Below are 23421 nucleotides of genomic sequence, written 5' to 3'. Positions count from 1 at the left end.
ATGCTTGCTATTTATCGTTTGCTGGCTTTCCTGTTAGATCTATGGTTGGCTGATCCCCCCACTTGGCCTCACCCGGTTAAATTCTATGGCCGCTTTATTCGTGGCTTTGAGAGACTTAGCCAGTTCGACAAGAAAAAGCCGATGACCCAAACTTTTTTAGGCGGGGTCTTAGTTTTCTTACTCTTAATTATCATTTTGCTGATTAGCTCTCTCTTACTTTATGGGGCTAAGCGCTTGTCGCCCATCCTCTATGCGCTTGTATGGATCTATCTCACCTATACCTGTTTTGCCGTCAAGGGCTTAGCTGATGAGGCTAATGGGGTCTTAGAGGCGATGAAGGAAGGTGGACTACAAGCGGGGCGTCGGCAGCTGAGTCGGATTGTCGGGAGAGAAACAAGTCAACTCAGTGAGGAAGAAGTTTACCAAGCCGTCATTGAGACTGTTGCTGAGAACTTAAGTGATGGCTTTGTAGCCCCCTTATTTTACGTGATCTTATTAGGTCCGGTGGGTGGGCTCCTCTATAAGGGAATCAATACCTTAGATTCGATGATTGCCTACTTGGATGACCGTTATCAATATTTTGGTTATTTTGCGGCCAAGTTGGATGACTTGGCAAATTATATTCCAGCCCGACTTAGCTGCCTTTTGATCGTTTTAGCCAGTGGCCTTTTGGGTTTAGACATGGCTAATGCTTGGAAGATCAGTTTTCGTGATGGCCGCGCCCACCGCAGCCCTAATGCGGGTTATCCAGAAGCAGCAGCTGCTGGGGCCTTGGGTGTTCAGCTAGGCGGAACCCATGTCTACCATGGCCAGCCCATTGAAAAACCGACCATTGGAGACCCACAAAAGCTGATTGGACCCCAGCAAGTGAAAGCCAGCATTGCTTTATTATATACCAGTGCCAGTCTGGCCATGGCTTTGTCGATGTTAATGATGCTCATTAGTAGCTGATAGTCGCTAAGCCATGCTTTAGGATAAGCTGGATTCATCCAGCGAAAAAAACAAAAATGAAATGAGGATTACTTATGAAAAATTTACATGCTAATGTCTTAACTGCTTTACTTTTGGCTATTGCAGCCATTGGAGCTAATGTTCATTTTCTAGGGAGTATTGCCTTAGATTCTTTTCCTGCCTTTCTAGGGGCCATTATTTTGGGACCAGGCTATGGTTTCTTGCTGGGACTTCTTTCTCACGGATTGACCGCTCTCTTGTCAGGTTTTCCGCTGACCCTACCTGCCCATATTATTATTGGCGTGATGATGGGGATTACCTGTGCAGTCTATGGTTATCTACGGGGGAAAGCCGGTAAGTCCATCGGAAAAATTCTATTCAGTGATGCCGTTGCCTTAGTATTCAATGTTTTACTGGCCCAATTAGCCTTAATCCCACTTTTAGGTTGGCAAAGCATCCTAGCCATGGTAACGGGTGGTTTATTACTGACCTTATTAATTGCTAGTGTGGTTAACTTAGTATTGGCTGAAGTGGTTTACCTTAGCCTGCCTGATAAATTCCTAAGTCCATTTACCAAAATAAAGACAAAATAGAGGAGTATCAAATGCATGCGAAGCTTATTGAAAGCCCTATTGACTAGCTTACTATGTCTCTTTTTGGTCGCTTGTCAAGTTGACCAAGCGAAAAGTAGCGATCAGAATCAAGCAAGTACCCCATCAGCCAATCAGATCCATTTTCCTGCCAAGTACCCCTTAACGACCTTGGATAATCAAAAGGCCAATGACATTACCAGCCTGACCTACGCTAGCCAAGTCTTTGACGGGCTTTATTGGCAGGATGAAAATAATGAATTACAGCCTAACCTGGCCCAGGATTTCCCTGAAATTTCCCCAGATGGCCTGACCTACCGCATTAGTCTGCGCCAGGACGCTAAGTGGGAAAACGGGCAGCCGGTCACTGCCCATGACTTTGTCTATAGCTTTAGACGTTTAGTCAATCCTAAGACAGCAGCTCCCTATGCCAATTTAGCAGGGGAAATCCAAGGGGCAAAGGCCATTATGGCCGGACAGGCTCCTCTGGACCAACTCGGAGTCAAGGCCTTGAATGACTATCAATTACAAGTCCAACTCGACTACCCTAATCCCAATTTCACCAAACTCTTAGCCTTTACCCCTTTCTATCCCGTCAATGAAGCCTATGTGAAGGCTCAGGGAGACCAGTATGGGCAAGATAGTGATCATGTCTTAGGGAATGGCCCCTTTGTCATCGAAAATTGGCAGGCCGGGCAAGACCAATGGGACTTGCGTAAGAGTGACCAATATAACCGCCATCCTGTCGCTATTGACGGGGTCAAAGTTCAGGTGATTAAGGAAGAGAACACTGGGGTGAATTTATTTGAATCAGGTCAGTTAGATCAAATGCCCCTCCACGGTCAGATTGCCAAGAATTATCAAGCCAAGGGGGAAGGCAATTTACAAGTCAAGGCTTGGACTGACTATCTGGAGTTTAACCACCAAAATCCTGATTTATCCCAGGTCGATTTGCGCCAAGCTATTGCCTATGCCATCGATAGCCGCTCGGTTGAAGACCTCATTGGTGGGGGAGCACAGGCCTTAAACACCTTTGTTCCTAGCCACTTAGTGGTTGACCCGGCGACGGGAGAAGATATCACCGACAGTCCGGCTATGGATGCTTGGTACGACTTAGACCAAGCCCATGAGGCTTTTGACCGCTATAAGGCAGCTAATCAGAAGGAAAGCTTAAGGCTCACCCTGCTAGCTAATGATGATGAAAATAGCCGCAAATTGTCTGAATACCTCAAAGAAACTCTGGAGCAAGCCCTTGACGGCTTGACCATTGACTTGCAAAATGTTCCCAAGAAAAATCGGATTGACCGTATGAACCGGCAAGACTTTGATTTTGCCTTGACTGCCTGGGGGGCAGATTATGATGATCCCCTGGCTTATTATCAAAATTTGAAAAGTGACAATTCCTTCAATCGCGGGCGATATCAAAATCCTGAGTTGGATCGGTTGATCACTGACCTTGCTTTCCCTTATAATCAAGATCGAGACCGGCCTTACCAAGTGGCCCAAAAAATTGAAGAATTAATCAAAAATCAAGCCGTTGTGGTGCCGCTCTACCAACAAAATGAATGGCATCTCAGGAGCGACAGGGTTCAAGGGATTATCTACCGTCCTATTGGACCCGAAGTTGATTTTCGATTAGCTTCCATTCAAAGTAATTAAATAATATCTAAGTCCTCCCTTTTATTACTGGGGAAGTCGGTGCGAGTCCGACGCAGTCCCTATGCTACTGTGTTTACGTTAAGGTATCAGTCAGAATGCCAGTAATAAAAGGAAGTTTTATTTATGTCTCAGGGTTTGATAAATAAGGCGAAAAAGGGCTGTCATTTTTGCGTGCGATAAAAGATTCAAAAACGATTATTGAGCAAACCCTGATTTGTTGAATAATCGTTTTTTTCTGTTAGGAGGACTTGGCGATGAAGATATGCATTGTTTATAGTAGCTTGCGAGGCAATACCGAAGCCGCTGCCTTTATTCTGGCCTCCTTCTTGGAAGACCTGGGCTTAAGCGCTCAATTAGTTGGGGCCGATGCCTATGACTATGAGACCTTGTTAGAAGCTGATGGTTTAGCTATTGGTTCCTATACCTACGGCAACCATGCTGAAATTCCCGAAGAATTGTTAGATCTCTACGAAGACCTGCCTGATTTGATCCAAGCCAATCCCAAATTAAAGCAGGCCCTGGCGGTATTTGGTTCTGGGGACCGGGATTATCCCATTTATGCTAAAGCCGTGGATGATTTTGTAGAAGTCATTGAAAAAAGTGGCGGGCACTTACTAGCACCTGGAGTAAAAATTGATGGCTATCCTGACTATGATGAAGAAATTGCTGGTCTAGCCGCTATTGCCCAGGCCTTTTTACAAATAGCAAAGGAGAATAACTGATGAGAGCCTTAATGATTGCCGGAGCCACTAGTAATGTGGGCAAGACGACCTTGACTTTAGGTCTGATCCAAGCCCTGATCAAGCGCGGACTGAAAGTCCAACCCTACAAGGTGGGGCCTGACTATATTGACACGCGTTTCCACCAAGAGATTAGCCACCGTCCTTCGATCAATTTGGACCAATTCTTAGTTCCTGATGACCAGGTCTTAAAAGCCCTCTATACCCGTCACCTTGAGGGTAGTGATATTGCCGTGGTGGAAGGAGTTATGGGCCTCTTTGATGGCTTTGGTTCTGACGCTCTCAAGGCCTCTAGCGCAGGCATAGCTAAGGCCCTGGATATTCCCATTCTTTTAGTGATTGATGGGCGGGCCATGTCGACTTCAGCGGCAGCCATGGTCAAGGGCTATCTCAGCTTGATCCCTGACCTCAATATTATCGGTGTCCTAGTCAATCGAGTGGCCTCAGCAAGCCATTATCAATTAATCAAAAACGCTATTGAACGTTATAACCAGGTGCCGGTTCTAGGCTACCTGGCTCGTAATCAGGCTTATTCCTTACCTTCCCGCCACTTAGGACTGGCCCTGGAAGAAGCGAATAATCATTTAGTTGACCAAGTCAGTCAAGTAGCCCAAGCTATGGAAGAAAGTATTGCCATTGATGACATTCTCAATTTGTCTCAATTAGATCCAGACCAACTCGCGGCCGACCAAGCAGCTATTGGTCCTAGTCTGGCCCCCTATGAAAAGGCCGACCAGGAGTCTCCTTTTAAGGTGGCCTATGCCTATGACGAGGCCTTTTCCTTTTACTATCCTGATAACTTATCCCTATTAGAGAAACGCGGCGGCCAGCTCCAAGCCTTTAGTCCCCTCCATGACCAAGACTTACCAGAGGCTGACCTCTACTATATTGGCGGGGGCTTTCCAGAACTCTATGCCGAAACTTTATCTGAGAACCAAGCCATGCGTACTGCACTCTTAGAGGCTCACAAAGCTGGTAAGGCCATACTTGCCGAATGCGGGGGTCTCATGTACTTAGGAAGTAGTTTTTCTAAGGAGGATAAAGACTACCCCATGGTGGGGATCTTTGAAGGGCAGAGCCAAATGACGGACCGCCTACGCCGCTTCGGCTACTGTACCATGACTCTTACTAGCGATTCCTTTTACGGCCAAGCCGGTGATGAGGTCAGGGGCCATGAATTTCATTATTCAACCTTTACCAGTCCAGAAAGGACGATTGGAAACTTATACAAGGACCGCGATGGAAAACGGGTTAAGGAGTGGCAGGGGGGCTTTCAAAAGAATAAGACCTATGCTGCTTACCAACATGTACACTTTTACCAAGACCCTAAAGTCATTGACCAAATGATTTCATGGATTAAGGAGGACTAGAGATGGCTTATATTAAAAAACCGGAACGCATCACTGACCGCTCATTTGAAATTATTGACGCGGAAATCAAACGGGACTTTCCTGACTTCCAATTTCAAAATGACCTAGAGGAGCGTATTATTAAGCGGGCGATTCATACTTCAGCGGATTTTGATTATTTACACAACCTGGTCTTTGACCGCCAAGGTGCCCAAGTGGTCCAAGAAGTGATTCGCTCTGGCGGCCACTTGATTACTGATACAACTATGGCCCAATCGGGAATTAATAAGCGAATTTTAAAGGAGCTAGGCACAGAAACCCATTGCTTTATCCGCGACCCCAGAACCTATCAAATTGCTAAAGACAAGGGGATTACCCGGTCTATGGCAGCCATTGAATTAGCGGCTCAGCTTGAAGGACCCAAAGTCTTTGTCGTGGGCAATGCGCCGACTGCCATTTATAAAATCCTAGAGATGATTGACGCAGGACGTTTACAAGCCGAAGCGGTTGTGGGTGTGCCGGTAGGTTTCGTGGGGGCAGCTGAGTCCAAGCAAGCCCTCCATGATTATCCTATCCCAAGTATTGCTGCCTTAGGGCGTAAAGGCGGATCCAATGTGGCAGCAGCCATTATTAATGCCATCCAATATGATATTAAAGATACCATCTATCAAAATTAAGTTGACCAAATTAGTTAGAAGACAGGGAAAGGGAGCTGAATCGGGATGAAAGAAACAGGTTATTTATCTTATAACGGCAAGCGCCTCCGGATGGGCTATACCACCGGAACTTGTGCCACCGCAGCGACCATGGCCGCTGTGGAAATGATACTGACTCAAAAACCGGTTCACCAAGTTCAGTTAATGACGCCAGCAGGGGTGGACTTAGTCTTAGAAATCGACCACTGCCAGCTCAGTTTAGACCAAGCTTCTTGTTCGGTGGTCAAAGATGGAGGCGATGACGCCGATGCTACTGATGGCTTGGATATCTATGCGACCGTGACCCGTCGCCGGGATAATCAGATTACCCTAGATGGCGGTCAAGGAGTGGGGCGGGTAACCAAACCCGGCTTAAAAATTGAGCCCGGCAACGCTGCCATTAATCCCACACCTAGAAAAATGATCCAGGAAGCTGCCCGCCAACTCTTGGGACCAGACCAAGGGGTGGACATTGTTATCTCGGTACCGGGAGGGGAGGAAACCGCTAAGGCTACTCAAAACCCCCAACTTGGTATCCTGGGTGGGATATCCATCCTAGGGACTTCGGGCATTGTTCGCCCCATGTCAGAAGACACCTGGAAAGAATCGATCACCCTAGAAATGCAACAAAAGAAGGCTTTAGGCCTAGATAAGTTGATTTTAACGCCGGGAAATTATGGCAATGACTTTATCGCTGAACATACCCACTTGAACCCTGATTATATTGTGCAAATGAGTAATTTTGTGGGCTATGTCTTATTAGAAGCCATGCGGATCGGTTTTACCGATATCTTACTGGTGGGCCACTTGGGCAAATTTATTAAAATTGCGGGAGGAATTTTTTCCACCCATTCCAAGGATGCCGATGCCAGAAACGAAATTATGCTGGCCAACTTGGCCCTCCTGGGGGCGCCCCTAGACTTATTGCAGGAAGTCAACGAGGCCATTACCACCGAAGCCCAAGCTGAACTGATTTTAGAGGCAGGCTATGGCCAAGTTTACCAAGTCATTGTGGATAAAATTAAGGCCAGGGTCTTAAAGCTCTTTAAGTTCCGGGCCCCAGATATCCATGTGGAGGCTATTACTTTCCTGAGTGACCATGATGTGACCGTGATGACTAAACCATTGAAGGAATTGGAGGCGATTTGGGGATGATTCATGTGATTGGTATTGGCCCAGGGCAGACTGACTATCTGGTCAACCATGCTGTTGACTTATTAGCTCAGCTGCCACATATTTACGGAAGCCAGCGGCAATTAGATTCCTTAGCTGATTATATTAAGGGGCAGCCCCATCGACTAGGTAAGCTGGGAGAACTTTTAGCCCGCTTAAAGGCCCACCTGGCTAAGGGGGAAGATGTAGCGGTGCTCGCTTCGGGGGACCCCATGCTTTATGGGATTGGTAACTACCTTTACCGTAATTTACCCCAGCAAGCCATCCGTATCCATCCTGGCATTTCTTCTCTCCAGTATATTTTTTCCCGAACAGGGATGGCTATGAATGATGTCTACTTAACTTCGAGTCATGGACGGGAGCCTAATATTGAATGGATCAGTCAATTTCCTAAGGTCGCCATGGTGACTGATGACAAGTGGGGACCTTATCAAATTGCCCAAGCCCTCTTAAAGGGGAGCGAGGGGGAAGAACTTGCTAATTGCCAAATGGTTATTGGTGAGAACCTATCTTATGACAATGAGCGAATCGAGAAACGGCCTTTGAGCCAAGTGGAAGACCGTGACTATGCGATGAATGTGGTGGTGATTTTAAATGAAAGATAGTTGTTTTATCCGGGGAAAAGTCCCCATGACCAAGGCTCCCATCCGGGCGGTCGCTTTAGACCTCTTAGAATTACACCAAGCCCAACGCTTTTTGGATATTGGCGCCGGGACCGGGAGTATTTCCCTACAAGCCGCCCAAGAATATCCTGATTTAGACGTTTATGCCATCGAACATAAGGAAGCGGCAGTAGACTTAATCAAAGAAAACCGGGCTCACTTCGGCCTGAAAAATTATCAAGTTCTCTTAGCGGAAGCGCCCATGACGGAAGACTTGGGCCACTTTGATGCAATTTTTATTGGTGGCAGTGGGGGCAAGCTACTCGAAATTATTGATTGGGCCTATGCGCTCTTGAATCCGGGGGGACGCTTGGTATTGACCTTTATCCTGATGGAAAATGCCTATAAGGCCATTACTTACCTTGAAGCGGGCCCCTGGCAAGACCTTGAGGTGCAAACCCTACAAGCAGCCACCCGGAAAACCATGGGGCCAGGGCACTACTTTAAGCCCTTTAACCCCACTACCATCATCTCCTGTAAGAAGTAAATAAGAGTGAATGAAAGAGAAAGGTTGTTAAATATGGCTAAAGTAACTTTTGTGGGAGCGGGCCCCGGCGATGTGGAGCTCATTACCCTAAAGGGCTATAAAGCACTAGCCCAAGCCGACCGGGTCATTTATGCCGGCTCACTCATCAATACAGACTTGCTCGACTATTGTAAGAGTGGGGCAGAGACTTATGACAGTGCCAAGTTAGATCTTAATGAAATCCTAGACCTGATTGAAGAAGCTATTGGCCAAGACCAAGAAGTGGTCCGTTTACACACAGGCGATGCTTCTTTATATGGTTCGATCCGGGAGCAAATTGAAGAATTAAAGAAACGGGGGATTGATTTCGCCGTTATCCCCGGGGTTTCTTCTTTCTTAGGAGCAGCGGCAGCCATCGGTACCGAATATACCGTTCCCGAAGTCAGTCAAAGCCTGATCATTACTCGGATGGCAGGGCGGACACCCGTTCCTGAAAAGGAAAATTTACGATTCTTAGCCAGTCACCAAACTTCCATGGCTATCTTTCTCTCAGTCCAAAATATCCAGGGCGTGGTGGAAGAATTATTGGCAGGTGGCTATTCCAAAGATACCCCAGCAGCAGTGATTTATAAGGCTACCTGGCCAGAAGAAAAACAAGTAGTGGGGACCCTAGCAGATATTGCTGAAAAGACCCAAGCCGCTGGAATTAAGCTCACAGCTTTGATTTTAGTGGGGAACTTCTTAGGGGAAGAATTCTATTATTCCAAGCTCTACGATACGGACTTTAGTCATGGCTTTAGAAACTAAGGTTGATGCCCGCTTTTTAGAACGGATGCAGCGTGGGGAAGAAAATAAGCGGGTGGCTATTGTTACCATTACCCAAAAGGCCAGAGATTTGGGACGAAAGATTAAAGCCAAGTGCTTTCCCCAAGCCAGGCTTTATGTAAGGACGACTGACCAAGCCCCCTTAGATCCCCGCTATCATGAATGCAAGCAAAGCCAAGGGCGGGCAGTTCTGGCCCTCCAGGAAGCCTTTCAATCTGCAGACCTGGTGATTGCTATTATGGCGACTGGGGTTGTGGTCCGAGCCTTAGCCCCAGTGATTGAAGATAAGATGACTGACCCCGGGGTATTGGTCCTCGATGAAAACGGCCAGCACGTGATTAGTCTCTTAGCGGGTCACTTTGGTCGGGCCAACCACTATGCCCGTTTACTGGCTAAGGAATTTCCTAGTCAAGCAGTGATAACCACAGCAACCGATAGCCAAGGCCGGCTAGGAATTGATGACTTGGCCTTTAGCTATGGGGCCGTCTATAGCGATTTTAAGAAACAAACCCGGCGCTTTAACTTGCTGGTTGCCGAAGGAGCGCCCATTCTCTACTTAAATGAGACGGTATTCAATTTTCTCTCGCCTCCGGGTTATCAGACCCTGGCCAAAGGGAGTTGCTCGGAGCCAGCAGCAAAAACTAGCTCACTTGACCCCACTACTTGGGCAGCTTACCAAGGCCTAGTACTAGTGACTAATCGTCAACAAAATTATCTTAGCCTGCCCCAGGACCTGCCTCTGGTAGAAATGATTCCCCGACGCTACATTTTAGGAATCGGTTGCAAAAAAAATACCCCTTATCCCTTACTCTTAGAAGAATTAGAAAAATTTCTCCATGGGGAAAATTTGCGCTGGGAAAGTATTAAAACCGTGGTGTCTATTGATCTAAAAGCAGAAGAAGAGGCCATTTTACAACTGGCTAAAGACCACTACTTTAACTTTAAAACGTTTTCCAAGGAAGACTTACTGGCTTTTGAAAGTTATTACCCGGGCTCTGATTTTGTCAAAAAGACGGTCGGAGTGAGTTCGGTCTCACAGACTGCTGCCCATTTGGAATCCAAGGGCCATGTGGTCAGTGGACGCTATGGCCATAATGGGGTAACTTTTACCCTGGCTTATTATCAAGAAGAGGAGTAATGAAAGATGTTATATATTGTTGGATTGGGACCAGGTGACAAGGACTTAATGACCAAGGAATGTCTTGAAGTCCTTGACCAAGTGGAAATTATTGTCGGTTATAAGACCTATATTGCCTTAATTGAAGACTTGATTGGCGGCAAGGAAGTTTATTCTACCGGCATGACAGGTGAAATTGACCGCTGTCAAAAAGCTATTGAATTAGCTAAAGACACCGGTAAAGATATTGCGGTGGTTTGCAGTGGGGACTCAGGTATTTACGCCATGGCTGGTTTAATTTTTGAGTTGTTAGCCAGTCAAGAAGAAGATATCCCAGTCAAGGTTATCCCAGGGCTCAGTGCCGGGATTGCCGGAGCAGCTAACCTTGGTGCCCCGCTAATGAATGACTTTTGCTTTATTAGCCTGAGTGACTTGATGACACCATGGGCCATGATTGAGAAACGTCTCCATGCAGCTGCCCAAGGGGATTTTGTGATTTGCTTGTACAATCCTCGTTCCAAAGGTCGGCCCAAACACTTAGCCAAGGCCCTAGAGATTATTAAATCTTACAAAGGCGGTAATATTGTCGTTGGGATCGTCAAGGATGTAGGCCGTAAAGAGGAAGAAACCATCATTACGACCATTGATGAGCTCGATGAGGAAGTGGTTGATATGACGACCACGGTGATTGTGGGCAACCGCTTTACCAAGGTTTACCAGAACTGGATGTATACGCCCCGCGGTTATGAAGACAAGTATGGGATTTAAGCTGGAAGATTTACGACAAGCTGAGCGAGAAAGGATGAGCTGATGATACTTCTATTTGGCGGGACTTCGGATAGCATCAAAATCATGGAGACCCTACTTGAAGGGGGTTGTGAGGTAACCCTTTCAGTAGCGACTAATTATGGCAAGATTTATTCAAAGAAATTTAAGGACCGGGTGATTCAAAGTCGGATGGACCAAGACGAGATGGAGACTTATCTCAAAGACCATGCCATTGATCTGGTGGTTGATGCCACCCATCCCTTTGCTGATTTGGTCTCCAAGAATGCCATTGCTGCTGCTCAGGCGGTAGGGATTCCTTACTTACGTTTCGAACGTCCCTTGTCCAAAGCAGACCCTCGCATCCAGCAAGTGACTTCTTTAGTAGAAGCTTGTCAAAAAGCCGAAGCCCTATGGCAAGAAAAAGGCCACGGAAAAAATGATCATATCTACCTAGCGACTGGGTCGAAGACGGTAGGTGATTTTGCCCAAATCTTAGGGCCTGAGCGCTTAGTTGTGCGCGTCCTTCCTGTCGCTTCCGTGGTCAAACACTGTGAAGCAGCTGGCCTATCCGCGGGACAAATCCACGCCATTAAGCCGCCTTATTCTAAGGCTTTAAATACGGAGCTCTATAAAAAGGTCAATGCTCAGATAATGATTACCAAGGAAAGTGGCCAGGCCGGTGGGATGGATGAGAAGGTTTCGGCTGCCTTAGACCGGGGCATGGATGTAATTGAAATTACCCGACCCGATGTGGCTTATCCTGAAATGACTCATGACATTGATGAGGTTCTATCCCTAAGCCGTCAATTATTAAGCCAGGGACAATCAGCTTCAAGTGATGTCCACAGTAAGGAGAATCGTGATGACTAGCGGAAAAGTGTATTTAGTAGGCGCCGGCTTAGGCCGGCTAGGCAATCTCAGCTTAGCGGCCTATGATTGCCTGCAAAAGGCCGATATTATCTTCTATGACCGTCTCATTAATCAAAATCTACTGCAAGTCGCCCCAAGTTCCTGCCTCTTGGTGAATGTGGGCAAGAAGCCTGGTAAACACTCGCATTCTCAGGAAGAGATTACCCAGCAACTTATCCAAGCCAGCCAAGAATACCAGGTTATTGTCCGTCTGAAAAGTGGTGACCCTTACCTCTTTGGTCGGGGAGGGGAAGAAGCCATGGCCCTGTCAGAAGCGGGCGTGGATTTTGCAGTCATTCCCGGTATTACTTCAGCCATTGCCGGCTTAGCCTATGCCGGTATTCCAGCTACTTACCGGGATAAGTCAAGTTCCCTACACATCTATACCGGTCAGAGCCGAGCGGGTCGAACCGACTTAGATTACCAGGCCATTGTCAAGAGTCAGGGAACGGCAGTCTTTTTAATGGCGGTAAAAGCCCTAGGAGACATTGTTAGTGGGCTAATTGATGCGGGCATGGATGAAAAAACGCCTATGGCAGCCATCGAGTGGGCAGGAAGAGCTCAAGAACGCTACTTGGTCTCTGACCTGGGCCATATGTTTGATGATTGTCAAGCTGCCCAGATCAAGGCGCCCGCCCTCTTTGTCCTTGGGGAGGTAGTGACTGACCAGCAAAAGCTCGACTTCTTTAGTCAAGCCCCGCTCTTTGGCCACCAGATTGCGATTTCGGCACAGACGCCTCTAACTGATTGCCTGGCTTTAGAGGATTTAGGAGCCGATTTAATCTTTTATCCTGATCCAGCTGCTGAAAGTAGTCGCCTAGAGCTGGCAAAAACCGCCCTCAAGCAGGCCGACATTATGATTAGTCAAGACCTACTTAATCCCTGGCAAGAAAATTTGGCAGCGGAAACCCTACATTTCCACGGTAGTGTTGATGATTTTATCCATCATTTTAGTAAACAATAAAGGAGTTCAATATGAAAAGTGCCATTCTACTAGCAAGTTTCGGGACCACTTTTAAAAAGACCCGTGAATTAACCATCGAAACTGTTTATCAAGAGCTTAAGTCTGCCTATCCCAACTGGCCCATTTACCAAGCCTATACGTCAAACATTGTGCGCAAACGGATCCAGGAACATGAAGGCTTGACTCGGCTCTCCCCCCTAGAAGCCTTACAATCCTTAAAAGCTGAGGGTTACCAAAGGGTCTATGTCCAACCCCTCCATGTGATTAATGGGAGTGAGGTCGACAAAATTTACCAAGCCCGAAGAGAAACAGCAGACCAAGATTTCCAAGTGAAGATTGCCCGTCCGCTCTTAGATATCTATGAGGACTACCAAGACCTACTTTCAGTTTTAGACCAAGACATCCAAAGTCTAGCCCAAGATGAAGTTATGGTTTATATGGCCCATGGAACCCAAGCACCGCAATTTACTAGCTATGTGACCCTCGATTATATGCTTGCCGATAAACCAGCTTATGTACGCTGTGTGGAAAGTTATCCCGAATTAGAAGAAGACTTTATCAAGGATTTACGGCAAAAAGGTGTTAAAACCGTCCACCTGCGCCCCCTCATGCTGGTAGCTGGTGACCATGCCCACAATGATATGGCTTCGGAGGATCCCGATTCCTGGCAAACGCAATTTGAAAATTATGGCTTCCATGTCATGATCCACTTGGAGGGTTTAGGAGAAGACCCAGCCATTCGCCAACTTTACCTTAAGCATTTAGGTGAATTGATGGAGGACGACCATGCCGGCTAAATTATATGGAATCGGCGTTGGTCCAGGGGATAAGGGCTATTTGACCCTAAAAGCCATTGAAAAGCTTAAGGCTGTCGATATTATCTATGTTCCCACCGGGAAAAAAGGTCAAGCCAGCTTGGCCTTTTCCATTGCAGAGCCTTATATCCCGAGCCATACCCCGGTAAAAACCTATCATTTTCCTATGACTAAGGATAGGGCAGTAAAGACCAAGCAATGTGACCAAGTAGCCCAAGCCATGGCCCAAGACCTTGACCAAGGGAAGTCCATTGCCTTCTTAACCTTGGGAGATCCTTCAACTTATTCCACCTTTACCTATCTGAAAGAACGCTTGTGCCAGGATTATAGTGTGGAGTTGGTGGCAGGGATAACTTCTTACCAAGCGATGGCGGCAGCTTTGCAAGTCCCTCTGGTGATTGATGAAGAAAGTTTTACCGTCCTACCAGCAACAACATCTACTGACCTGATTCGGTTGAATCTAAAAAACGCTGATACCATTGTTATTATGAAAATCAAACGTCACCTCAAGAAAATCCTAGCCCTCCTTGATGAAGCAAATCTCCGCGACCAGGCCCAAATTATTAGCCAGGCCACCATGGAGGCGGAGACGGTCTACCGGGACTTGAGTGACTGGCAAGGTGATGAGAATATTTCTTACTTTTCGACCATGATCGTCCGTAAGTCAAAGGAGGCCTAACTTCATGGCTAAACATATAATGATCCAAGGGACCGCTTCCGATGTCGGTAAGAGCCTCATGGCAGCAGCCATTGGCCGGATCTATACTAATGAAGGAATGCGGGTCTTTCCCTTTAAATCGCAAAATATGGCCCTAAATTCCTATATTACTAAGACCGGGGCTGAAATGGCCCGGGCCCAGGTGGTGCAAGCCAATGCCTGCCGTCGGGAACCTGACGTCTTGATGAATCCCATTTTGATGAAGCCTAGCCAAGATGCCCAATCACAGATTATTATTAAAGGGCAGGTCTACGAAGATCTCAATGCGCGTGACTACCACGAATTAAAACCCCAATTAAAACCTATGCTAAAAGAGGTCATGACCCAATTGGATTCGGAAAATGACCTGATCGTTTTAGAAGGGGCTGGGAGTCCTGCTGAAATCAACCTCAATGACCATGATATTGTGAATATGGGCATGGCTGAAATTGCTGATAGTCCGGTTATTTTAGTGGCTGATATTGACCGAGGCGGAGTCTTTGCTTCGATTTATGGAACCATCGCTTTATTAAAAGACCAGGGAAAGCGGATTAAAGGAATTATTATTAATAAATTCCGGGGCGATGTCTCCTTGCTTGATCCAGGTATTGAACAAATTGAAGCCTTGACCGGGGTAAAAGTGATTGGGGTGGTTCCCTACTTACCCCATGTGATTGAAAGCGAAGATTCCTGCGACTTACATATGGAACAGACCAGCTACGACGCCTCTAAGGCCCTTGATGTCTGTGTGATTGCTCTAGAGTGGGTTGCTAACTTCACTGATTTGAATAGCTTATCGCTTTTTGAAGATGTTTCTTTGCGTTATGCTAAGCAGGCTAAGCAAGTCGGGCAACCGGACCTAATCATTATTCCAGGAACCGCCAACCCTCTCAGAGCCTTAAAAGATCTAGAAGACCGAGGCCTGGCATCAGCCATTCAAGCAGCCGTAGGAAAGGGCAGTCACTTGATTGCAATAGGGGCAGGCCAAACTCTCTTGGGTCAGACTTTAAGCGATGAAGCCGGTAACAGCTATCCTGGTCTGGATATTTTCCCCTACCAGTCGACCTTAACCGGGGCGCATGATGTCTACCAGACTCAATGTCAAACGACTTATCCGCCACATAAAGCAGAGGAAGAAGAGGCGTATTCCTTGTCTGCCTATGAAGTGCGGACCTATACTATCCAAAGTCAAGATCACTTAAATCCCTTTGCCCAGCTAGTCAAACGAAATGGGGACAGCGTTTCGGATCAGGAAGGCTATTGCTTAGAAGCGGGCCGTTTAATTGCAAGTAATTTACATGGCTTATTTGACAATACTGCCTGGACCTATGCTTATCTACAGTCCCTAGCTGAGAAAAAAGGCATCAAACTCAAGGGCCAGCTTCCCCAAAATTATGCAGCAGTGATGGAAGAACAATTTCAGGAACTCGCCCAACATGTTCTTGACCATATTGATAAGGAAGCCTTAGACCGAATCATTGAAGGAGAAGGATAAGAATGGCAATTTACACACGAACTGGTGACCAGGGCATGACCCGACTGTACGGAGGACATAGTGTTTCGAAGGCTTCTGAGCGGGTAGGAACTTATGGGGCGATTGACCAGTTAAATGCTAGTGTGGGCTACCTGGCCGCTTTGGTTGATCCCAAATATGACCAAGTTCAAAGTCAACTCCTGGCTATCCAACAAGATTTGTTTGATTGCGGGAGTGATTATGCTACCCTAGACCAAGAACGTCCTTATAAGGTAAAAAGTGGTCTGGCTGACAAGTTAGAAGCTTGGATTGATGATTATACTGAAGCAACCCCCAGCATTAAAAAGTTTCTCCTTCCCCGGGGCACTCAGGCTGCTAGCTTCTGTCATATGCTAAGAACGCAAACTCGCACACTAGAACGGCAGTTGGTGCAATTTAGCCAGGTAAGCCAGGATTATAATCCCCAAGTTTTGCCTTATATTAATCGTTTATCGGACTATTTCTTTAGCTTGGCCCGGGCCTTAAACCATTATGATAATTACAGTGAGGTCCCCTATAAAAATAGTCGCGATATTTTTTCATAAGATAGTCCAGGAACAAAAAAGTCATAAAGGAGCTTAACCATGTATCCAGTTATGTTAGATATCAGTCACTGGTCAGTTCTCATCATTGGCGGTGGAAGGATCGCTGAGCGAAAATTACAGGGACTTATAAAGGAAGCGGGACAGGTCACGGTCTTGGCCCCTCATGTGACTGAGCGTATTGCTGACTGGGCTAGGGAAGGACAGCTGATCTGGCTTCAGCAAGCCTACCAAGGCCCTCTGGATTTACAGGGTTATCAGATGATCTTTGCCTGCACTGATCAAGCAGAGGTCAACCAAGCGATTGCGGAAGATCTTGGGTCAGGGCAATTGATCAACCAGACTGGGGACAAGCGAGCATCGAACTTCTTTAATATGAAAACCATTAATCATGAGGGCTACTTGATTGCCATTTCCAGTCAAGGGCAGTCACCCGCAGGCGCTAAGGCCCTGGGAGAAAGTATCGCATCTTATCTGAAAGACAAGGAGAATCGGATTTGACCACTTATCGTATTGGAACGCGAAGCAGCCGGCTAGCCATGCAACAAAGTTTAGAAGTTGTCAGGGCTTTGGAGGCCGTTTACCCGCAGGATGAATTTCAATTAGTTAAATTATCCACCAAGGGAGACAAGGATAAGTCCTCCCCCCTCTCTAAAATTGGTGGCAAAGGGGTCTTTGTCCGCTGGATTGAGCAGGCCCTAGTCCAAGGCCAGGTCGATTTTATTGTCCATAGTCTAAAAGATGTTCCTAGTGAATTAGCCCAAGGGACGGTCTTGGCTGCTATTCCTCAGCGCCAAGATCCTGGAGATGTGATTTTGACTGCTAAGGGAATGGACTGGCGCGACTTGCCTGAAGGTGCTAGGGTAGGAACAGGGAGTTTACGCCGCCTGGCCCAACTGCATGCCCTAAGACCAGATTTGGAGATTGTCCATGTTCGCGGGAATATTGATAGTCGCTTGGATAAACTCGCTCGCGGCGACTTCCAGGCCCTGGTCCTCGCTACGGCGGGCCTTAAACGCTTGCAGCTCCTTGACTATCCTTTTGACTCCCAGCGCTTTAACCAAAAAGAAGCTAATAGTGAGGCCCATAGCCTCAACAACTATGAACTCCAGGCCCATGCTTTTAGCCTGGATGAAATGATTCCTGCAGTGGGGCAAGGGGCCTTGGCAGTCCAATGTCTGAGCGATGATCAGCAAACTAGAGAAGTCCTTCAAGCCATTGATGACCCTGAAACCCACCAGGCAGTGGCTTGTGAACGGGTGGTTCTCAAAGCCTTAGGGGCTGATTGTAACTATCCGGTGGGCGCCTATGGTCAAATGAAGGACCAAATGATTCAATTAACCGCCATGATTGGTCGTCAGGACGGCTTAGCCTTGGTTCGTAGCCAATTAGAAGCTCCCCTAGACCAAGCCTTAGCCCTAGGCCAAGCGGTTTACCAAGATCTCTTGGACCAAGGGGCAGGAAAATGGTTAGGTCAAGGTGACGGCAATGACTAGACTTCTGTGGACGGCATCACGCTCCTTGAATAAAAAACAGCTAGTCCGCTTAGAGCAAGCGGGCTACCAAGTGGACTGGCTGCCGGGCATCCAATTGGAGCCTCTGAGCCAGGTTAACCCCTTAAAACTTCAACAAGGAGATGCCTTTTTCTTTGTCAGTCGCATGGCCGGCCAAGCCGCCTTTAAGCACTTACCTCCAAGTGATACATTAAGTCAGCATAACTTTTTTTCTAGTAGCCAACAAACTGGACGCTACCTTAGCCAGAACTACTCCGTTGATTGCCAAGCCTTGACCCAAGGGGGGACTAGTCAGGAAGCCTTTAAGCATTTCCAGAAAATCAAGGACCACTACCAACCTAGGATTGAGCGTTTTATTGTCCCCATTAGTCCCCAAAGTCAGGGCAAGTACCAGGCTCTAGGGCAAACTTACCTGTCTGATATAAGTATTCAGGAGTGGATCGTTTATCAAAAGCAAGTCAACTGGAAAGTTGGTCAATCACTTCAAGCCGCCATCAGTCAGGCTAACCAAGCAGCGCCCCTAGCCATAACGATCGCGAGCGCCAGTGCTTGGCAAGCTTTGGTGGATTTAGTGTCCTTGCCGGTCATAGAGCAGAAGCGGTCCGCCATCCAATTGTGGACGATTGGTCCCTTAGCCAGTCAAGCCATCCTTAAAAGTAGCTCCCAAGTTAAACCCTACCATGAAGCAAACCAGTCGAATTTCGCTGGCTTGGTAGACAGTCTGATTGAATATAAGATATAAAAAACAGCCTAGCTTAAGGAAACTTTCCACTTAAGCTAGGCTGCTTTTTTAATATTTTAAGTAATTCGTATTAAATAGTAGGTAACCAGTCAAGTACCTTTTTAATTTCTGGGTCCCAGTAGTCCCAACCGTGCTCGCCAGGGTTCTCATGGTAGGAGAGCTCTAAAACATCGCCAAAGCGGTCCTTGAAGAGGCGGTTTTGCTCGATTAAGCTATCTTCAGTGCCACAAGTTAAGTAGACTTTGGGTAAATCGATCTTATTGTCAATGGCTTGTTGGACCAAGTAATAAATGTCATTGTCAGTGTGAGCAGGAGACACCTCGTCAAAGAGCATTTGATGTTCGAAGGGAGACTCAGGATCAGGACCTTGGGCAAAGACATTGACCAGGTCGGTAACTCCTGACAAGCTAGCCACATAACCATACTTTTCCGGATAGGTGAAGGCCGCCTTCAAAGCGCCAAAGCCGCCCATAGAGGCTCCAGCAATATAGGTATCCTCCCGTTTTGTTGACACCGGGAACATGGTTTGGATGATCTCGGGCAGTTCGACACTGATGAAATTGCTATAGGGATAACCAATGGCATTGTTGATATACCAGCCGCGGTGGGTGGTAGGTAGGACAATGACCAAGTCTAAATCACGAGCATAGCGTTCTAGGGAAGTGAAGCGGAGCCAACCATCCTCATTACTGGATAGGCCGTGTAAGAGATAGAGGACCCGGTAAGGGGGCTTTAAGCTTTGCCGTTTATCTTCTGGAGTCCGGGCACAGTTTTGAGGAAAAATGATATTGACATGGACATCCATGCGCAAACTATCTGAGTAAAGTGTCGTCTGTAAAAGAGTCATGGGAATACCTCCTGAATATTTTCTTATGATCATTATAACGAAAAGACCTAGTAAAGGCGATTGATCCGGTAGGAGGGGTTAAGTCAAATCTTTTTGATTGATTTCCCTAAATTCATCGCTAAACCTAGCTAAAATCACTAAACTTGGTATAATGAAAGCATTGACAGAAGTAATGAAGAATTGGAGGATGAGTGATGAAATTTGTCAGCAATGAAAATTTTACCAATCATGTTTACTTAGTGGAGGCTGGTCAAGACTTAAGCATGGTCGACCAGGCCACCCAAGACTATTTAAAAGACCAACTGGACTTTAAGGGCGAAGCCAAGCAAGTCTATCGCTCACTAGGCCCTAATAGCCAAAACTTAGTTTTAGTTGGCCTCGGTGAAAAGCCTCAACGCGATAACTATGTGCTTGCGGCTTTCTTGGCAGCTAAGGAATTAAAAGCAGCTAAGGTTGAAGCAGCCAATGTTTCTTTTGCGGCTACGGACCGTGCTGCCCTGGAAGGGGTTATTGAAGGTTTCTTACAAAGCGACTATCGTTTTGACCGTTACCTCAGTGACAAATCCACCTCTTCCCTAGCTAAGATTAACCTGCCTAAAAAAGTCGCTGACCTTGACCAAGTGGTTGAGGAAGTGATTCATTTAGTGGAAGGGATTAATGCGACGCGCGATCTAGTCAATACCCCTTCTAACCACCTCAGTCCGGCGCAAATGGCTGACCAAGCCAAGGACTTGTTAACTGGGCTTGGGGTAGAAGTGGAAATCTTCGATAAAAAACAAATCGAAGACTTAGGCATGGAAGCCCTCCTAGCGGTTAATGCTGGTTCGGTCAATGAGCCCCGCTTCCTCGTGATGAATTATCTGCCTCAAGGCCCAGAAGAAAAAGCCATCGCCTTAGTCGGCAAGGGGATTACCTATGACTCCGGTGGTTACGCCTTAAAACCAGCAAACTCTATGATCGATATGAAGGACGACATGGCGGGTGCTGCAGCAGTAATTGGTAGTATTTACGCCTTAGCCAAAAACAAGGTCAATAAAAACGTTGTCGGTGTGGCTGCTATCACAGAAAACTTGGTCTCTGCCAGCTCCTATAAAAATAGGGACATTATTGGTTCCATGAAGGGGACCACGATTGAGGTCTTGAATACCGATGCTGAAGGACGGGTGACCTTGGCCGATTCGATTTACTATGCAGCTGCTAAAGTGAATAGTGAATGCGTGATTGACCTAGCGACCTTAACGGGGGCTTGCTTAGTCGCTCTCGGTGAACGGACAGCTGGGGCGATGACCAATGACCCTGAGCTCTTCCAAGCAGTCGACCAAGCTGCTGACAGTGTTGGTGAACCGATTTGGCAACTACCAGCCCCAGAAGAATTACGGGAAGCCGTTAAGGGCACCAATGCCGACTTAAGAAACTCTACCGGACGCAATGGGGGAACCATTACTGCAGGGGTCTTCTTAGAACACTTTGTGGAAGGTAAGCCCTGGGTTCACTTGGATATTGCTGGCCCTGCCTTCGGGGAAAAAGCCTACCGCTACCTCCCTCAAGGAGCAACAGGGGTTCCAGTGAAAACCTTATACCAATTTGTTAAAAATCAAGCGGAATCCAAGTAGTAGAATAGGTTCAAGGCTAGTAATGAAGTTGACTTAATGTAAAAGTAATCGGCCTCCCATAGTTTTCCATAGCTATCGGGGCCGATTTTCTTTTTAGCCACTTTGGGCTAAAGCTTTAAAAGTGGTAATAAAGCGGGTAAAATTGAAGTGACGTCAGTTTAAGGATTTAAGGAGGAGGATCTTCTATGGTAAAAATGATACTGGACTTAGATACAGGGGTTGACGATGCCCTGGCCATTGCCTATGCGTGTGCCTCAGCAGAAGTCGACTTGCTTGGTATCACGGGGACCTATGGTAATGTGTTAATGGAAAGGGGTCTGAAAAACGCCAGTCAATTATTGGATTTATTTGGTCAAGGCCAGGTCCCAGTTTATCCCGGCTTAGACCATGCTTCGGATAAGGAAGACTTTGAAGTGCAAGAAGTCTCAGCTCTGATCCACGGTAAAAATGGTCTGGGGGAGGTTGACTTGGGTGACCGGCCCGTTAAGCAAGCCGCTGGCAATGCGGTTGACTTTATCCTCGAATCGGCTAGGAAGTATGGTAAAGATTTAAAAATTGTCGCTACCGGGCCTATGACTAACTTAGCCGCAGCCATTGATAAGGACCTCGATAGCTTATCCCAAGTTGGTGAGATTGTTATTATGGGTGGAGCTTTGACAGTATGCGGTAATGTGTCGCCTTTTGCTGAAGCCAATATTAGTCAAGACCCCGCAGCCGCTGACAAATTATTCCGGTCTGGCTTACCAGTTACCATGGTGGGCTTAGACGTGACCTTGCGCACGCTCTTGACCTATAAGGAAACCCAACTTTGGCGTGACTTAGGTACTGAGGCCGGGGAGAAAATGGCTGATATTGTGGACTATTATATTAAATCCTACGAAGTCACCTCGCCCCACTTAAAGGGTTGTGCCCTCCATGACCCACTAGCCGTGGCGGTTGCCGTTCAAGGAGACTTAGTTGACTGCCTGCCTTTAGCCATGAAGGTTGAAACTGAAGGCGAAAGTCGGGGACGGACTATTGGCGATAATGACCGTTTAAATGATCCTGATCCCAGTGTCCGAGTAGCCGTGGCGGTTGATGTGAACCGATTCTTAAATGAATTTATGACCCGTTTGACCCAGCTCTTTAAAGCGCATTAAAAATAAATACGGTCCAATAAAGTAAAAGTGCTAGTATCACTCTTAAGTTTTAAGAGGATGATACTAGCACTTTTTAATTGTTTATTTATCTGAGCGTACTTGATTTAGTTGTTATCGGCTTGCTCTTCTTCGTCGATAGTGAGTTGGTAATGTTCATCGCCGAGTTGATTGACCATGAACTTATCGATATAAGAGAGGGCCTTGATGAAGTCAGAGCCGGAAAATTCATGCTTGCCGCCAGGGATCATTTCTAAATGGGCCTTGGGGAAAAGCTCAGCGGCCTTTTGGGCATAGACTGGGGGCACAAGAACATCATCTTCTCCATGGACAATGAGAACTGGGCCAGGATAGGAAGTAGTAATGTCTTCCACATCCACCTTAAGCATGTCTTCGATATAGTAACGGCTAACCGATACTCCCATGATATCGATGGAGTCAGGAATTGCTTCTTTGTCCGGGACAAAGTCGTGGACTAGGCTGGGCATATTGAAGGCAGGGTAGAGTAGGATCATCCCCTGGATATCCTCGGGGTGTTTTGCTGCCATCATGGTAGCTACGAGACCGCCCTGGCTATCTCCCAATAGGTAAGTTTGACTGGAATCAATTGCTTTATAGTTAGTGAGCTTTTGGTAAATGGCCTCCAGGTCAGCCAGTTCAGTCAATACGGTCATATCGGAAAAGTCACCATCACTGCTATTTAGGGGAGCCCCGCCGATAAAGTCAAAAACATAGGCAGCTACTCCACGTTTCGCCAAATGAGTGGCGTAAGGGGTGGTGGTTAAATCGGTTTGATTGATCCCATGGGCTAGGATAGTCAAAGGCCAGGATTCTTGGTCGCCCTTGGGCAAGAAGAGCTTACCGTGTATTTTAAAACCATCCCGCATGACATTTAATTCATATTGAACATAGTCCTCAGTCTGACTCAAGACGGTTAATTGGTCCAGGTCAGTCGCTGGGTCACTGGCTGGCTGTGTTTCACTCTTTTGCTCAGTTTGTGGGGACTTACTTTCTGTTTGGTCTTCCTGGCTAGCTTGCTCAGGAGTAGTAGAGTCTGGTTTTTGACCACAGGCAAAGAGCAGACCGGTCATTAAGAGTAGGAGTAATTTTTTTATTGTCATCATGATCCTTCCT

General features: G+C 46.9%; 25 protein-coding genes. 23 read left to right on the top strand and 2 right to left on the bottom strand.

Annotated elements, in window-relative coordinates:
* The 21 genes from cbiB (at position 1) to JFU01_RS03450 (ending at position 18691) form a co-directional block, all read left to right on the top strand.
* Positions 1 to 951, top strand: coding sequence for an adenosylcobinamide-phosphate synthase CbiB (cbiB, locus tag JFU01_RS03550; RefSeq protein WP_195855887.1), 951 nt, complete (start codon positions 1 to 3; stop codon positions 949 to 951).
* A gap of 74 nt (positions 952 to 1025) precedes the next feature.
* Positions 1026 to 1544, top strand: coding sequence for an ECF transporter S component (locus JFU01_RS03545; RefSeq protein WP_195855888.1), 519 nt, complete (start codon positions 1026 to 1028; stop codon positions 1542 to 1544).
* Positions 1545 to 1559: 15 nt separating this feature from the next.
* Positions 1560 to 3200 carry a peptide ABC transporter substrate-binding protein gene (locus JFU01_RS03540; protein WP_195855889.1) on the top strand — a complete coding sequence of 547 codons (1641 nt, stop codon included), beginning with the start codon at positions 1560 to 1562 and terminating at the stop codon, positions 3198 to 3200.
* 254 nt (positions 3201 to 3454) lie between these two features.
* Complete coding sequence (locus JFU01_RS03535; RefSeq protein ID WP_070559496.1) at positions 3455 to 3922, top strand: flavodoxin domain-containing protein; 468 nt, start codon at positions 3455 to 3457, stop codon at positions 3920 to 3922.
* The gene (locus JFU01_RS03530) at positions 3922 to 5310 is read left to right on the top strand and encodes a cobyrinate a,c-diamide synthase (protein ID WP_195855890.1); all 1389 of its coding nucleotides are present in this window, start codon (positions 3922 to 3924) and stop codon (positions 5308 to 5310) included. Before JFU01_RS03535 ends, JFU01_RS03530 begins: the two co-directional genes overlap by 1 nt.
* 2 nt (positions 5311 to 5312) lie before the next feature.
* A complete protein-coding gene (locus JFU01_RS03525; protein WP_195855891.1) occupies positions 5313 to 5966 on the top strand; it encodes a cobalt-precorrin-8 methylmutase in 654 nt (217 codons plus the stop codon).
* Positions 5967 to 6011: 45 nt separating this feature from the next.
* On the top strand, positions 6012 to 7139 hold the full coding sequence (gene cbiD / locus JFU01_RS03520; RefSeq protein ID WP_195855892.1) for a cobalt-precorrin-5B (C(1))-methyltransferase CbiD: 1128 nt from the start codon (positions 6012 to 6014) through the stop codon (positions 7137 to 7139).
* A complete protein-coding gene (gene cbiE, locus JFU01_RS03515) occupies positions 7136 to 7762 on the top strand; it encodes a precorrin-6y C5,15-methyltransferase (decarboxylating) subunit CbiE (RefSeq protein ID WP_195855893.1) in 627 nt (208 codons plus the stop codon). Before cbiD ends, cbiE begins: the two co-directional genes overlap by 4 nt.
* The gene (locus tag JFU01_RS03510) at positions 7752 to 8306 is read left to right on the top strand and encodes a decarboxylating cobalt-precorrin-6B (C(15))-methyltransferase (protein WP_195855894.1); all 555 of its coding nucleotides are present in this window, start codon (positions 7752 to 7754) and stop codon (positions 8304 to 8306) included. The genes cbiE and JFU01_RS03510 overlap by 11 nt, the downstream gene beginning before the upstream one ends.
* Before the next feature lie 33 nt (positions 8307 to 8339).
* Positions 8340 to 9092, top strand: coding sequence for a cobalt-precorrin-4 methyltransferase (locus JFU01_RS03505; RefSeq protein WP_195855895.1), 753 nt, complete (start codon positions 8340 to 8342; stop codon positions 9090 to 9092).
* Entirely contained in the window at positions 9076 to 10248 is a 1173-nt protein-coding gene (locus JFU01_RS03500; protein WP_195855896.1) for a cobalt-precorrin 5A hydrolase, read from the top strand. The genes JFU01_RS03505 and JFU01_RS03500 overlap by 17 nt, the downstream gene beginning before the upstream one ends.
* Before the next feature lie 6 nt (positions 10249 to 10254).
* Positions 10255 to 10995: a precorrin-3B C(17)-methyltransferase gene (gene cobJ, locus JFU01_RS03495; RefSeq protein ID WP_195855897.1), complete on the top strand. Its 741-nt coding sequence runs from the start codon at positions 10255 to 10257 to the stop codon at positions 10993 to 10995.
* 42 nt (positions 10996 to 11037) lie between these two features.
* A complete protein-coding gene (gene cobK / locus JFU01_RS03490) occupies positions 11038 to 11865 on the top strand; it encodes a precorrin-6A reductase (RefSeq protein WP_195855898.1) in 828 nt (275 codons plus the stop codon).
* The gene (cobA, locus tag JFU01_RS03485) at positions 11858 to 12868 is read left to right on the top strand and encodes a uroporphyrinogen-III C-methyltransferase (protein WP_195855899.1); all 1011 of its coding nucleotides are present in this window, start codon (positions 11858 to 11860) and stop codon (positions 12866 to 12868) included. The genes cobK and cobA overlap by 8 nt, the downstream gene beginning before the upstream one ends.
* A gap of 11 nt (positions 12869 to 12879) precedes the next feature.
* The gene (locus tag JFU01_RS03480) at positions 12880 to 13665 is read left to right on the top strand and encodes a sirohydrochlorin cobaltochelatase (protein WP_195855900.1); all 786 of its coding nucleotides are present in this window, start codon (positions 12880 to 12882) and stop codon (positions 13663 to 13665) included.
* On the top strand, positions 13655 to 14362 hold the full coding sequence (cobI, locus tag JFU01_RS03475) for a precorrin-2 C(20)-methyltransferase (protein ID WP_195855901.1): 708 nt from the start codon (positions 13655 to 13657) through the stop codon (positions 14360 to 14362). The genes JFU01_RS03480 and cobI overlap by 11 nt, the downstream gene beginning before the upstream one ends.
* 4 nt (positions 14363 to 14366) lie before the next feature.
* Positions 14367 to 15875 carry a cobyric acid synthase gene (locus JFU01_RS03470; RefSeq protein WP_195855902.1) on the top strand — a complete coding sequence of 503 codons (1509 nt, stop codon included), beginning with the start codon at positions 14367 to 14369 and terminating at the stop codon, positions 15873 to 15875.
* Between the two features lie 2 nt (positions 15876 to 15877).
* A complete protein-coding gene (locus tag JFU01_RS03465) occupies positions 15878 to 16438 on the top strand; it encodes a cob(I)yrinic acid a,c-diamide adenosyltransferase (RefSeq protein WP_195855903.1) in 561 nt (186 codons plus the stop codon).
* 39 nt (positions 16439 to 16477) lie between these two features.
* The gene (locus JFU01_RS03460; RefSeq protein WP_195855904.1) at positions 16478 to 16936 is read left to right on the top strand and encodes a precorrin-2 dehydrogenase/sirohydrochlorin ferrochelatase family protein; all 459 of its coding nucleotides are present in this window, start codon (positions 16478 to 16480) and stop codon (positions 16934 to 16936) included.
* Positions 16933 to 17931 (top strand): hydroxymethylbilane synthase, encoded by a 999-nt coding sequence (gene hemC, locus JFU01_RS03455; protein ID WP_195855905.1) that lies wholly within the window; start codon positions 16933 to 16935, stop codon positions 17929 to 17931. Before JFU01_RS03460 ends, hemC begins: the two co-directional genes overlap by 4 nt.
* Positions 17924 to 18691 carry a uroporphyrinogen-III synthase gene (locus JFU01_RS03450; protein WP_195855906.1) on the top strand — a complete coding sequence of 256 codons (768 nt, stop codon included), beginning with the start codon at positions 17924 to 17926 and terminating at the stop codon, positions 18689 to 18691. The genes hemC and JFU01_RS03450 overlap by 8 nt, the downstream gene beginning before the upstream one ends.
* 70 nt (positions 18692 to 18761) lie before the next feature.
* On the opposite strand, the gene JFU01_RS03445 is transcribed toward JFU01_RS03450, so the two are convergent.
* The gene (locus tag JFU01_RS03445; protein ID WP_195855907.1) at positions 18762 to 19538 is read right to left on the bottom strand and encodes an alpha/beta hydrolase; all 777 of its coding nucleotides are present in this window, start codon (positions 19536 to 19538) and stop codon (positions 18762 to 18764) included.
* Between the two features lie 194 nt (positions 19539 to 19732).
* On the opposite strand from JFU01_RS03445, the gene JFU01_RS03440 reads away from it, so the two are divergent.
* Complete coding sequence (locus JFU01_RS03440; RefSeq protein ID WP_195855908.1) at positions 19733 to 21151, top strand: leucyl aminopeptidase; 1419 nt, start codon at positions 19733 to 19735, stop codon at positions 21149 to 21151.
* Positions 21152 to 21336: 185 nt separating this feature from the next.
* Complete coding sequence (locus JFU01_RS03435) at positions 21337 to 22290, top strand: nucleoside hydrolase (RefSeq protein ID WP_195855909.1); 954 nt, start codon at positions 21337 to 21339, stop codon at positions 22288 to 22290.
* A gap of 104 nt (positions 22291 to 22394) precedes the next feature.
* On the opposite strand, the gene JFU01_RS03430 is transcribed toward JFU01_RS03435, so the two are convergent.
* On the bottom strand, positions 22395 to 23408 hold the full coding sequence (locus JFU01_RS03430; protein WP_198434184.1) for an alpha/beta hydrolase family protein: 1014 nt from the start codon (positions 23406 to 23408) through the stop codon (positions 22395 to 22397).
* Positions 23409 to 23421 lie beyond the last annotated feature (13 nt).

The organism is Aerococcus sp. Group 2 (genome assembly GCF_905125285.1).
Classification (GTDB): domain Bacteria; phylum Bacillota; class Bacilli; order Lactobacillales; family Aerococcaceae; genus Aerococcus; species Aerococcus urinae_E.
This window is presented reverse-complemented; position numbering and strand designations above follow the sequence as displayed.